Genomic DNA, 12,444 nt, shown 5'->3' with positions numbered 1-12,444 from the left:
TTTATTATTTTTTACCTCTACCGGCTTCGGAGGTGATTTCCCATATCAATGGCACGCTGCGCTCGCAGACGCGAACATGATGGAGTTGGCAGGCCGTCATTTCGAGCGTGTGCGGTGTGCCCGCCCTCGAGCAAAAGGATTCGATCCATGGCTCGTTTGATCACGAAGACAGGACAGCGTGCCGAATTGGTCTGCGACATGTCGACTGAGAGATCGGGCAAGCTCATCTGCGACCCGAGCATATTGGCTCTCGTCGACCTTCAAGGCGACCTGATGCTCGAAACCGATGACGGTGGACGGTGCCATATCAGGATCACGTCGATCGGCGCGGATCATCTGACGTTCGCCGGACGTGTGATTGAACGCGCCTGAAGTCGGGTTTCAGCGATATCTGGTGTCGCTGCTTATGAGCGCACTGCGCGGGTGGCTCGGCAAACTGGGCCAAGCAATACGTCCCAGTGCGACTTTGGCAGGCGTGCTGACCGAATCTCAACGAAATCGCATCGTCGTCAATTCGAGGGCTGTGCATACTCCAAGAGCAGAATTTCGGAGCCCTCAATGACCAACGTCATGTCACACAGGAACTTGTACAGGGTTTGGCTCTTGAGCCGATATCCGGTCTGGCTAGCTTATGGGGGGCTGATCTCAGCCATGGCGCTGGCTTTCGCTATCGTATCGCATTGACCCGCGTCGATCGTCAAAGAGTAGAGGCCGAAATTGCGGCCTCCACCTATGCCCCCGCACCCGCCGGTTCGGCGCTGAGTTATGGCCTGATCAGTGTCTGCCTTTTCGGGGTGGCCGTATGGGGTGTCGGGAAGTTCTACAGCATCGACCTTCTTCCGCCTGCAACGCCGCTTGCCGTCAGCGCCTTGCTATCATTCGTATTCGGTCTGTGGATGAGGCGAAGGCGGAAACGTCGTCACATGCGCGCTCGCTCGGTGGAGCTAGGGAAATCAAGCGCGCCGATGTAAGGCGCCACCAGCGGCAAACATCGACTACCTTGCGCGTCAGGCACGATTGTCTGTTCAGCTAGCGACCTGAGTGCGAAGGTCTGCTTCCGGGCAGAAGGCCAACGTCCGCTCCTGGCGCATCGCGGCCCCGGGGCGCCTTGTTCTGCCAAAAGTCCTTGAGCGGGCCAACCGTTGAAGGATCATCCCGCCACCTGTATGCCCACGCCGAGCGGGGGGATTTGACATGTATGTTGGTCGAATTGTCGGAGTGGGACGCACTCCGGAAGGGCGGCAGGTTGCGGCCTATCGCGTTTCCAGCCGATCCTTTCCGAACAGGGCAGCAAGACAGTGCGGGCGGTCAGTTCAAATCGTTCCGTACGCTGGGAGCCCGGATGCCGCCTCGGAGAGCCCCTACATCGCGTATGAGTGCATCGTCTGGAACGAGCGGTTCGCGGTCGTCAGCAACGGCACCCATACCAGACCCATCTTCGAGAGACTGAAGGCGGGCAACGCTCCGCGGGATGCGATATTGACGGTTCTGGCAGGGCTGGATCGTGAATTCGACGAGTACGACACGCCTCGCATCTGCGGATTGTTGGACATCGCGGAAGATCGGCTTTGGCTCGGCAGTGTGACGGCTAATTCGCTTTGTGTGACACCAATTGCGGTAGAGCCGGGTCAAATGGCGTACGTCACCACCTATGAGTTTCCGTCGCCATCACCGGGCCAGATTGACCGATCGTTTCGGGAGTCCGAGCCGAATGCGATTTGCGATCACGTGACGAGGCGCTCGATCTTCGTGGACTTCGAGAAACCCGTCTGCGCAGCAGCCGCTGTCTCACGGGAGAACGGCATCGAAGTCGGGACGCTAACCCCCGGCGGCTGAAGCAAACTTCTGTTTTGGATCGTTAGCGGTTGTTGTCGCTGCTTGGAGGCCGGCAAAAATCTGCTGCTGCTTCATGGAAGTTGGAAGCCTGTTTGCCTCGCGTGGGGCCGCGGCTATCGGCCAACATTGATTTGCCGGCTCTATAATATTAGCCTCTCGGACAGAAAGGGTACTCGCGATTCGATGAAGAAGACAAAGCGGGTATCGGCCAAGTCGCGGGGGCAGATCGCCGCCTTGCCGCTGCGCCGGGCGCCATCTGGAGAGCGGGAGATTCTGCTCGTCACGACCCGCACGACGCGCAGGTGGGTCGTTCCCAAAGGCTGGCGGATGAAGGGCAAGAAGGGCCACGAAGGAGCCGCCATCGAAGGGCGCGAGGAGGCCGGGATCGTCGGCAAGGTCCGCAAGAAGCCGGTAGGCCGCTATCTCTACTGGAAGCGGATGGAAGACTACTTCCTGCTCTGCAAGGTGACGCTTTACCTACTCAAGGCCGAGCGGCGCCTGGAGAACTGGGCGGAGAACAGCCAGCGCCAGTCACATTGGTTTTCGCTGAAGGACGCCGCCGACCTCGTCGAGGAGCCCGGACTAAAGGCAGCCATCCGGGCGCTCGAACCGAACTAGCGACGGGGCAAGATCATCGCCCGGCCCGTCCCGAAATTCTGCTTTGGGTGGGCAGCGCACGCGCCTTATGGGACTTCCCGGCCGACATTCTGGACTCGGTTGCGACGCATGACATGGAGGTTCGCCCCTGCGAAGGGGCCACGTCGCCATCTCGCCGTGAAACGCCCGGACGGAGCGATCGGCAACAAGCCCCCGATCCTGCTGCAAAATCCCGGCGGAGCCCCAACTCACCGCCATGATCGAAGGCCGGAAACTCCAGCCTCGGGCGCTCCAGCAAATGGTCTCGGATCACACCCAGCCGACCTCATCAAGTGCCGACGGGCACGCAGAGAGCGCAGGCACCCAACGGCTCCAACCGCTCAAAACCAAGCAGCCGGACTTTGATCCGTTAGAGAACGGTATCGGCGCTCAGCAGACCGCTATATCGGCGCGCCCGCCATCAATGTCTTCGATAATCTGCTTCCGGACAGCGATGCCATCCGCAGGCGTGTCGCCGCCCCCGTCGGTACGGGCAGCACGATCCCTGCAGCCTATCCCATGCAGAGCCGCTTGACTGCGCCCTCGCGAGAATCGCGATCGAAGATGACTTCGGCGCGAGGCTCGTCCGCCGGAGGGCGATGGATCGCACAGCACATCGATCTCGATTCTAATTCGGCGCGGCTACGCCGCGTCACGATCACTTACATCTGCTCCCGGGGCCGTCTTCCCTAGGAAGTGCGCGAGCGACGCCTTCCGCGAGGCCCGGTCGAGCGCATAGGAAGTGTGGCTGAAGGCGACGCCGTCCAGCAGTCCCTGAATGTATCCGGCAATATTATCCGCTGCCATCACGAGCGCGGTATCCACCGTATGGATATAGCGGCTCGTAACCGTCCCGCGCGAATGGCCGACCAGCGCGGCGATGGTTGCTTCGGTGAAACCGAGATCATTGGCGATGCTGGCGAAGCTGTGCCGCAGGACATGCGGCGTGATGTCGGCTAGCTCGGTCTTTCCCAATATCTTCGTCCAGTGGTACGGGAAGCTTCCGAATGGGGTATCGTCGGCCCAGCCAGGAAAGGCATAGCCTTCCGCGCTCTCGTCGTGCCGACCTTCGAAATATTCCAGCACCGGCAGGCCAACTGGGCGTACCGAGGCGCCCTCCTTGCTATCGGTAAGGCGCAGGCAACTGCCCTCAAAATCGATCTCGTTCCAGCGCAGCTTGATGATCTCGCTGCGCCGGCAGCCGGTTAGGGCAAGGACGCGGATCATCTCCGCTGCGGTCGCATATTGTCCGTCGTCGGCCGCCTTCCTGAGAATCTCGCCGAGGGTCCGATATTCCTGTTCGCTAAGCCGGCGACCGTTCACGTTGTCCTTGGGCTTGCGGACACCGTGGGCGGGATTGCCCTCGATGATGCCGAGTTCGACCCCATAGCTCAGAATGCCGCCTAGGAGGCCGATCGTGCGCGTTGCCGTGCCGGCGCCTCCGCGCACAATCGCCCGGCCACGCAACTTATCGGTCTTCACATCGGCCCGTGTCTTACCTGCCATGATGTCTTTCATGGCCTGGGTGATATCGGCCCTGGTCAGATCCCGAACCCGCCGGCTGCCAAGCAATGGAATGAGATGGCGCTGGATGCGGCCCGTATCCGTGACGATCGTGGTCGCCTTCTTCGGGCGGCCTCGCTTGCCGAGAATAAGACCTTGCCCGAGGTCGGCGAGGTAGCGGGTGCAAAGCTCCTTGACCGTGATCGCCTCGCGATCGAGCTTGCGATCCTCAGCGGGATTTCCGCCCCTTGCGACCTGACCGAGCAGGACCTTCGCTTCGCGCCTTGCCGCCTCGGGCGTCCAGACCCCGTGCAAGCCGATCGTGTAGCGTCGGGAGCGCCCGGCGGAGCGATACTGCACTAGGTAGCTGCGCTTGCCGGAAGCAAAGACCCGGAGCCCAAAGCCGGGCAATTCCTCATCCCAGATGATATAGTCCGCCTCGCCGATCTCGGCGCTGTCGACGGTTCGCTTGGTCAGTTTCGCCACGCTTCGCTCTCTCTTCGGAAGGCTCCTCGCGTAAGCAGGGCGGAAGCACGGCAAGGAGGGGTTTCGACCGTCCCATCGTATGGTCGGCGCAGGCGGATATCAAATTTCTTTTTGTATTTCAGCATCATAGCGTGAATTCGGATAAAATCGGATAGCTTCGGCGAAACACACTATCCTTGCTCCGAAGGCAAAGGTCACACGTTCGAATCGTGTCGGGCGCGCCATTTAACCTCTTTCAATCATTAATGCTTCTGCTCATCTCGGCGCTTTTGGCCATACGGCCATTCTGTGAGTAGCCACCGGATAGCCACAGCTCAGCATCTGAACCTCCCCGTTTTAGCAAGCATGAACCAAGGTCCACGTGTCTGGAGTTGGCCTGCTCGAACTCGTCGACGCTCGCTTCTGGCGCGTTAATTCGGCGCAGTAGACGCTAGCTCAGGCGTAGCGGATAGGAGCCGGACGGGCCCATAACAGGCGAAAAGACCGCAACGCTAGTCTCCCCCGATTCGAGCAGTGCGGTTGGGCGAATGTTCAAGGTAGCAGCGCGCCAAGAGCGGAAGTTAGAGGTCTGCCCGAAAGCAGACCTCGCTGAACCGTGTCAGTGCCCTACGCTTGGCACTTTTCCGGCGACTTTGAATGTATCCATAGCGCGTCGTTTCGCGGCGACCTAAGGCGTAGCCCGCCGAATTTCCCGCGCGGCCTGCACCATATTGACGAGGGCCGGCTTGACTTCCTCCCATTTGCGGGTCTTCAGGCCGCAGTCGGGGTTGATCCAGAGCTGATCATCCTTCAGCCGTTGGCGCGCGAGCCTCAGGAGCTCGCTCATCTCGGCAACATCCGGCACGCGCGGCGAGTGGATGTCGTAGACGCCGGGGCCGATCTCGTTCGGATACTTGTAGCCGACGAAGGCGTCGAGCAACTCCATCTTCGAGCGCGAGGTCTCGATCGAGATGACGTCGGCGTCCATCGCCGCGATCGCATCGATGATCTGGTTGAACTCCGAATAGCACATATGGGTGTGGACCTGCGTCTCGTCGGCGACGCCGGAGGCGCAGATGCGGAAGCTCTCGACCGCCCAGTCGAGATAGCACTTCCAGTCGCTCTTACGCAGCGGCAGGCCCTCGCGCAGCGCCGCCTCGTCGATCTGGATCATTGCTGCGCCCGCCTGCTCCAGGTCGAGCACCTCGTCGCGGATCGCCAGCGCGATCTGCTTCGACGCCTCGCTGCGGGAGATGTCATCGCGCACGAAGGACCAGTTCAGGATGGTGACCGGCCCGGTCAGCATCGCCTTCATCGGCTTCTTGGTCAGCGACTGCGAATAACGCCACCATTCCACCGTCATCGGCTTCGGCCGCGAGACGTCACCGAACAGGATCGGCGGGCGCACGCAGCGCGAGCCGTAGCTCTGCACCCAGCCATGGCGGGTGAAGGCGAAGCCGGCGAGCTGCTCGCCGAAATACTGCACCATGTCGTTGCGCTCGAACTCGCCATGGACGAGTACGTCGAGGCCGATCTCCTCCTGCCAGCGCACGGTGCGAGCGGTCTCCTCGCGCAGGAACCGCTCGTACTCGGCATGGCCGAGCTGGCCCTTGTCATGGGCGGCGCGGGCCTTGCGGACCTCGGGTGTCTGCGGGAAGGAGCCGATCGTCGTGGTCGGAAAGGCCGGAAGGTTGAAGCGCGTGCGCTGCAGCTTCGCGCGTTTTGCGAACGCGCTCTCGCGGCGCCCGAAGGCCTCGGTGACCGCAGCCATCCGCTCGGCGACGGCCTTGTCGTTGACCTTCGGGGACGCCTTGCGCGCGGCCGCTGCCGCTGTCGAGACGGCCAAGGCTTCCTGGACGCTGTCGCGCCCGCCACCGAGCGCGCGACCGAGCGTCGCGAGCTCGCCCATCTTCTGGACGCAGAAGGCGAGCCAGCCCTTCACCTCGGGATCGAAATTGCTCTCGAGCTCGAGGTCGATCGGGCTGTGCAGCATCGAGCAGGACGGAGCGATCTGGACATGGTCAGTGCCGCGCCTGGCCGCGACCGGCTCGATCCGCGCCAGCACCTTCTCCAGATCGGTGCGCCAGATGTTGCGGCCGTCGACGACGCCGAGCGAGAGCACGAGGCCGCGCGGAGCCTTCGCCAGAACCGCGTCGAGCTGCCCGGGCGCACGGACGAGATCGAGATGCAGGCCTGCTACCGGCAGGGACACGGCGGTGTCGAGATTGTCGCCGAGCGCCCCAAAATAGGTCGTCAGCATGATCTTCAGCTGCGGCAAAGCGTGGGCGATCGTCGCATAGGTCCGGCGCAGCGCCTCGTGGGCGGCCTCGTCGAGATCGAGCACCAGGCAGGGCTCATCGATCTGCACCCACTCCGCGCCATTGGCCGAGAGCCGGCGCAGCACGTCGATATAGACCGGCAGCAGTTCGCCCAGCAGCGAAAGCGGCTCGAAGGACGGATCCTTGGCCTTGCCGAGCTTGAGGAAGGTGACCGGGCCGAGCAGAACCGGCCGCGTCTCATAACCCAGCGCCTTGGCCTCGCGGTACTCGTCGACCGGCTTCAGCGAGGCAAGCTCGAAGCGCTGCCCGGCTGCGAACTCGGGGACCATGTAGTGATAGTTGGTGTCGAACCACTTGGTCATCTCCTGGGCCGGGACGCCGTGGGAGTGCTCGTGGTCGTGATGGGCATGGCCGCAGGAAGTATGCGGCTCGGTTTCACCTTGAGAGCCGCGAGCCATGGCGAAATAGGTCCCGAGTGGCACCGGGCCGCCCTTCCAGCCGTAGATCGCTGGGATCGCCCCGACCATGACGCTGGTGTCGAGCACCTGGTCGTAGAAGGAGAAGTCGTTCGACGGGATCACCGTGATCCCTTGCGCCTTCTGCCGTGCCCAATTGGCGGCGCGCAGGCCGGCTGCGGTTTCGAGGAGAGACTTTTCGTCTGACTTTCCGGCCCAGAAGCTTTCGAGCGCGGTCTTGAGTTCGCGGCGCGGACCGATGCGCGGCGTGCCGAGAGTGGCGACATGTACTGATTGAGACATAGGCTTAACCCCAACAAGTTGGGGGCAAAGGCCATAGCGGACGCGGGACGAGGACCGGCCGGACACGGAATCCGGGCGGGGCCGCCAAGCGCACCACCGGGACACCCCGCCCGAGGACGTTCATGTTGTCGGGGCAGGTCTCCTGGCTCACGGGTCAGGGCTGCTGTCCGGCCTTCCCGGGACCTTGTCGGTCTCAGTGACGTCAATTGGACAGCAGCTCGCCGCTTACAGTTGCGGGGGCAGCGCCGGCATTTCACCGGCTTCCCTCTTAGCTCCGATGCGGCAAGCCGCGCCGGAGAACCTCGACGCAGTCAGTATGCTCACTCGGGAGCAAACGTCAACCGAGATATAAAGACATCTTTATGTCTCCATATTTTGTCGGACAGAGATATCCTCGCTTTCCACATGGGAGCGGTAAGGCGCACACGACCGATTGACAGCAACAGCACAGAGACTACTAAATCTGGTGGTCACGGTCTCTCGAATCACTGGTTCGAGGGCTAAGAGGGAAGCCGGTGAGATGCCGGCGCTGCCCCCGCAACTGTCAGCGGTGAGTTCGCGTCCATTTGAGTCACTGAGGCCGCAAGGCCTTGGGAAGACGGGCACGAGCGATGATCCGCGAGCCAGGAGACCTGCCGCGACCCTAGTTTTCGTCCTCGGGCGGGGTGTCCCGGTGGTGCGCTTGGCAGGTCGCGGCCTCGTATCGCCGCGCGCCTTCTCGACGCAACCGCTTTGGCCTTTGCCCCCAACATCTTGGGGTTGATGCCGATGTCTCTTTCTCTTGAAGCCGAGCGGCCCGCTGCTGTTCCGCCGACCGCCGTTGCTGCACCGTCCAACACCCCGGCGCACGAGCCCGGCTACCAGCTCATCCGCCGCAATGGCGCAGTGACGCCGTTCGACCCGTCGAAGATCGCGGTCGCGCTGACCAAGGCCTTCCTCGCGGTCGAAGGCTCCAGTGCCGCCGCCTCGCGTCGCATCCACGACGTCGTCGCCGAGTTGACAGAGCAGGTCGTCGCCGGATTGACCCGCCGTGCCACCACCGGCCGCACCTTCCATATCGAGGACGTGCAGGACCAGGTCGAGCTCGCGCTGATGCGCGGCGAACACCACAAGGTCGCCCGCGCCTATGTGCTCTACCGGGCCGAGCGGGCGCGAGAGCGCGCCAAGGCCGCCGCCGAGGCGAAGCCTGCTACCGCGCAGGCGCCCTCACTGCAGATGAAACTCGCCGACGGGACGCTCGTTCCGCTCGATGCCGCGCGCCTCGACAAGGTGGTGCGCGAGGCCTGTGCGGAGCTCGACGGCGTTTCGGCCGAGCCCGTCCTCGCCGAGGCGCGCCGCAACCTCTATGACGGCATCTCGCTCGACGAATTGGCGCTGGCGCCGATCCTCGCCGCCCGCACCCTGATCGAGAGCGAGCCGAACTATTCCAAGGTCTCGGCGCGCCTCCTGCTCGACAAGCTTCGGCGTGAAGCGCTGAGCTTCGTTCATGGCCGCACTGAGCAGGCGACGCAGGCAGAGATGGCCGCTGGCTATGGCGACTATTTCTCTGCCTATCTCAAGACCGGCATCGAGAACGAGTTGATCGACCCCGAGCTCGGCCGCTTCGACATCGCCCGCATCGCCGCCGCGCTGAGGTCCGAGCGCGACCTGCGATTCGACTATCTCGGCTTCCAGACGCTCTACGACCGCTATTTCCTGCATGTCCGCGGCAATCGCTTCGAGCTGCCGCAGGCCTTCTTCATGCGCGTCGCCATGGGGCTTGCCCTGCGCGAGATCGACCGCGAGGCGCGGGCGATCGAATTCTACGACCTGCTGTCGTCCTTCGACTTCATGGCCTCGACGCCGACCCTGTTCAATTCGGGCACGCTGCGGCCGCAGCTCTCCTCCTGCTTCCTGACCACGGTCGCCGACGATCTCGACGGCATCTTCAAGGCCGTGAAGGACAACGCCCTGCTCGCCAAATATTCGGGCGGCCTCGGCAATGACTGGACGCCTGTGCGCGGTCTTGGCGCCCATATCAAGGGCACCAATGGCGAGAGCCAGGGCGTCGTGCCCTTCCTCAAGGTCGCCAACGACACCGCCATCGCGGTCAACCAGGGCGGCAAGCGCAAGGGTGCGGTCTGCGCCTATCTCGAGACCTGGCATGTCGACATTGAGGAGTTCCTCGATCTCCGGAAGAACACCGGCGACGACCGCCGCCGCACCCACGATATGAACACAGCGAACTGGATCCCTGACCTGTTCATGCAACGCGTCGAGGCGAATGCCGACTGGACGTTGTTCTCGCCCGACGAGGTGCCGGACCTGCACGACCTCTATGGCAAGCCTTTCAAGGCCGCCTATGAAGCCTATGAGGTCAGGGCCGCGCGCGGCGAGATCAAGGTCTTCAAGCGCGTGAAGGCGCTCGATCTCTGGCGGCGCATGCTGACCATGCTGTTCGAGACCGGCCATCCCTGGATCACCTTCAAGGACGCCTGCAATCTGCGCTCGCCGCAGAGCCACGCCGGCGTGGTGCATTCCTCCAACCTCTGCACCGAGATCACGCTCAACACCTCGGCCGACGAGGTCGCGGTCTGCAATCTCGGCTCGGTGAACCTAGCGGCACATGTCACCGCCAAAGGGCTCGATCAGGTGCGGCTGGCGCGGACCGTGAAGACAGCGATGCGCATGCTCGACAACGTCGTCGACATCAATTTCTACACGATTCCCGAGGCGCGCCGCTCGAACCTGCGTCATCGCCCGGTCGGCCTCGGCCTGATGGGCTTCCAGGACGCGCTGCAGAGCTTACGCCTGCCGGCGGCCTCCGAGGAGGCGGTCGCCTTCGCCGATACATCGATGGAAGCGATCAGCTTCCATGCGATCTCGGCCTCGGTCGATCTTGCCGCCGAGCGCGGCCGCTATCCGAGCTTCGAGGGTTCGCTCTGGTCGAAGGGCATGCTGCCGATCGACTCGCTCGACCTGCTCTCGGAAGCCCGCGACGGCGATGTCGAGCTCGATCGTTCCTCGACGCTCGATTGGGAGAGCCTGCGCCAGCGGGTGATGACCACCGGCATGCGCAACTCGAACACGATGGCGATCGCACCGACCGCGACGATCTCGAACATCGTCGGCGTCTCGCAGTCGATCGAGCCGTCCTACAGCCAGCTCTACGTCAAGGCGAACATGTCGGGCGACTTCACAGTGGTGAATGCCGGGCTGGTCCATGACCTGAAGGCGCGCGGGCTTTGGGACGAGGTGATGGTCTCCGACCTGAAATACTATGACGGCAAGGTCAGCCAGATCGATCGCGTCCCGGCCGATCTCAAGGCGCTCTACGCGACCTCCTTCGAGATCCCGACGGAGTGGCTGATCAGGGCGGCGGCGCGCCGGCAGAAATGGATCGACCAGGGCCAGTCGCTCAACCTCTACATGGCCCAGCCTTCCGGCCGGAAGCTCGACGAGGCCTATCGTCTGGCGTGGCGGCTGGGGCTGAAGACAACCTACTACCTGCGCGCGCTCTCGGCGACTCATGTCGAGAAATCGACGCTGAAGGGCACTGACGGCAAGCTCAACGCGGTCTCGGCCACCGTGCCGGCGGCGGCGAAGGCGGCCGCGCCGATCATCGTCGACATACCCTTGGAGAACGGCATGGCGGTACCGAACGCCTGTTCGATCGACGATCCGACCTGCGAGGCGTGTCAGTAACGACCGCAGCCATTCATCTCGCGCGTCATTCTCGGGCGAAGCGAAGCGCAGACCCGGGAATCTCCGGCAGGACGAGGCGCTTGAGCCTCCGTCGGCACGAGATGCTCGGGTCGAGCCCGAGCATGACGCTCTTCAATTTCAAGAACGGAACACCCCATGCTCGACTGGTCCGACACCAAGCCCGCAACACCGGCTAACCCCGCAATCCTCACCAGCGCTTCCGCTCCCGACGCCACCGGCCTCGGCGAGATCGACCGCAATGGCGGGCGCGTCAGCGTTGACGAGAAGCGCATGATCAATGCGCGCGCCGACGTGAACCAGCTCCTGCCGCTCAAGTACAAATGGGCCTGGGAGAAGTATCTCGCTGGCTGCAACAACCACTGGATGCCGACCGAGGTCTCGATGCAGGCCGACATCGCGCTGTGGAAGTCGAAGGATGGGCTGACCGAGGACGAGCGGCGCATGCTCAAGCGCAATCTCGGCTTCTTCGCCGCGTCCGAGAGCCTCGTCGCCAACAACATCGTGCTGGCGATCTACCGCCACCTGACCAACCCCGAATGCCGGCAATACCTGCTGCGCCAGGCCTTCGAGGAGGCGATCCACACCCACACCTTCCAGTACATCGTCGAGAGCCTCGGCCTCGACGAGGGCGAGCTCTTCAACATGTATCGCGAGGTGCCCTCGATCACAGACAAGGCGGCCTGGGCGCTGAAGCACACGCAGAGCATCGAGAATCCGGAGTTCCGCACCGGCACGCCGGAGAACGACCAGGCCCTGCTGCGCGACCTGATCACCTTCTATGCGATCTTCGAGGGCATGTGGTTCTACACCGGCTTCGCGCAGATCCTCTCGCTCGGCCGGCGCAACAAGATGGTGGGGATCGCCGAGCAGTATCAGTACATCCTGCGCGATGAGAGCATCCACCTGAACTTCGGCATCGACGTCATCAACCAGATCAAGATCGAGAACCCGCATCTCTGGACCAAGGCCTTCCAGGACGAGGTCCGCGGCATGATCCGCGATGCGGCCGAGCTCGAGGCGGCCTATGGCCGCGACACCATGCCGAGGGGCTTCCTCGGACTGAATGCCGCGCTCTGCGAGCAGTACATGCATTTCATCGCCAACCGCCGCTGCGGCCAGCTCGGCCTCACCCCCGTCTTTGCCGAGACCGAGAACCCGTTCCCCTGGATGAGCGAGGCGATGGACCTCAAGAAGGAGAAGAACTTCTTCGAGACCCGCGTCATCGAATACCAGAACGGCGGCGCGCTGAGCTGGGAATAGGC

7 protein-coding genes and 2 riboswitches are annotated in these 12,444 nt (G+C 63.1%); of the genes, 5 read left to right on the top strand and 2 right to left on the bottom strand.

Going from position 1 to position 12,444, the window contains the following annotated elements; all coding sequences use genetic code 11:
• Window positions 1-147 precede the first annotated feature (147 nt).
• The 3 genes from AC07O0_RS21480 (at window position 148) to AC07O0_RS21470 (ending at window position 2,454) form a co-directional block, all read left to right on the top strand.
• Window positions 148-372 carry a hypothetical protein gene (locus tag AC07O0_RS21480; RefSeq protein ID WP_137879079.1) on the top strand — a complete coding sequence of 75 codons (225 nt, stop codon included), beginning with the start codon at window positions 148-150 and terminating at the stop codon, window positions 370-372.
• An 822-nt stretch (window positions 373-1,194) separates the two neighbouring features.
• Window positions 1,195-1,836, top strand: coding sequence for an IMP cyclohydrolase (locus tag AC07O0_RS21475; RefSeq protein WP_494625712.1), 642 nt, complete (start codon window positions 1,195-1,197; stop codon window positions 1,834-1,836).
• A gap of 183 nt (window positions 1,837-2,019) precedes the next feature.
• Entirely contained in the window at window positions 2,020-2,454 is a 435-nt protein-coding gene (locus AC07O0_RS21470) for an NUDIX hydrolase (RefSeq protein WP_494625711.1), read from the top strand.
• A 660-nt stretch (window positions 2,455-3,114) separates the two neighbouring features.
• On the opposite strand, the gene AC07O0_RS21465 is transcribed toward AC07O0_RS21470, so the two are convergent.
• A complete protein-coding gene (locus AC07O0_RS21465; protein WP_494625710.1) occupies window positions 3,115-4,461 on the bottom strand; it encodes a tyrosine-type recombinase/integrase in 1,347 nt (448 codons plus the stop codon).
• A gap of 667 nt (window positions 4,462-5,128) precedes the next feature.
• Window positions 5,129-7,477 carry a 5-methyltetrahydropteroyltriglutamate--homocysteine S-methyltransferase gene (metE, locus tag AC07O0_RS21460; protein WP_494625709.1) on the bottom strand — a complete coding sequence of 783 codons (2,349 nt, stop codon included), beginning with the start codon at window positions 7,475-7,477 and terminating at the stop codon, window positions 5,129-5,131.
• A gap of 115 nt (window positions 7,478-7,592) precedes the next feature.
• A riboswitch (cobalamin riboswitch) is annotated at window positions 7,593-7,797 on the bottom strand.
• A 136-nt stretch (window positions 7,798-7,933) separates the two neighbouring features.
• Window positions 7,934-8,131: riboswitch (cobalamin riboswitch) on the top strand.
• 114 nt (window positions 8,132-8,245) lie between these two features.
• On the opposite strand from metE, the gene AC07O0_RS21455 reads away from it, so the two are divergent.
• Together AC07O0_RS21455 and AC07O0_RS21450 are read left to right on the top strand one after the other, a co-directional pair.
• A complete protein-coding gene (locus AC07O0_RS21455) occupies window positions 8,246-11,161 on the top strand; it encodes a ribonucleoside-diphosphate reductase subunit alpha (RefSeq protein ID WP_494625708.1) in 2,916 nt (971 codons plus the stop codon).
• A gap of 156 nt (window positions 11,162-11,317) precedes the next feature.
• On the top strand, window positions 11,318-12,442 hold the full coding sequence (locus AC07O0_RS21450; protein WP_494625707.1) for a ribonucleotide-diphosphate reductase subunit beta: 1,125 nt from the start codon (window positions 11,318-11,320) through the stop codon (window positions 12,440-12,442).
• Window positions 12,443-12,444: the final 2 nt, after the last annotated feature.

The sequence above is a fragment of the Allobosea sp. GW821-FHT10B12 genome (assembly GCF_059415545.1).
Note: the sequence above shows the minus strand (reverse complement) of the source record. Positions and strands in the feature narration are given on the sequence as shown.

Bases quoted from the DNA above. Each gene is read 5' to 3' on its own strand.
- AC07O0_RS21480 (WP_137879079.1), top strand. From the start codon at position 148: ATGGCTCGTTTGATCACGAAGACAGGACAGCGTGCCGAATTGGTCTGC.
- AC07O0_RS21475 (WP_494625712.1), top strand. From the start codon at position 1,195: ATGTATGTTGGTCGAATTGTCGGAGTGGGACGCACTCCGGAAGGGCGG.
- AC07O0_RS21470 (WP_494625711.1), top strand. From the start codon at position 2,020: ATGAAGAAGACAAAGCGGGTATCGGCCAAGTCGCGGGGGCAGATCGCC.
- metE (WP_494625709.1), bottom strand. From the start codon at position 7,477: ATGTCTCAATCAGTACATGTCGCCACTCTCGGCACGCCGCGCATCGGT.
- AC07O0_RS21455 (WP_494625708.1), top strand. From the start codon at position 8,246: ATGTCTCTTTCTCTTGAAGCCGAGCGGCCCGCTGCTGTTCCGCCGACC.
- AC07O0_RS21450 (WP_494625707.1), top strand. From the start codon at position 11,318: ATGCTCGACTGGTCCGACACCAAGCCCGCAACACCGGCTAACCCCGCA.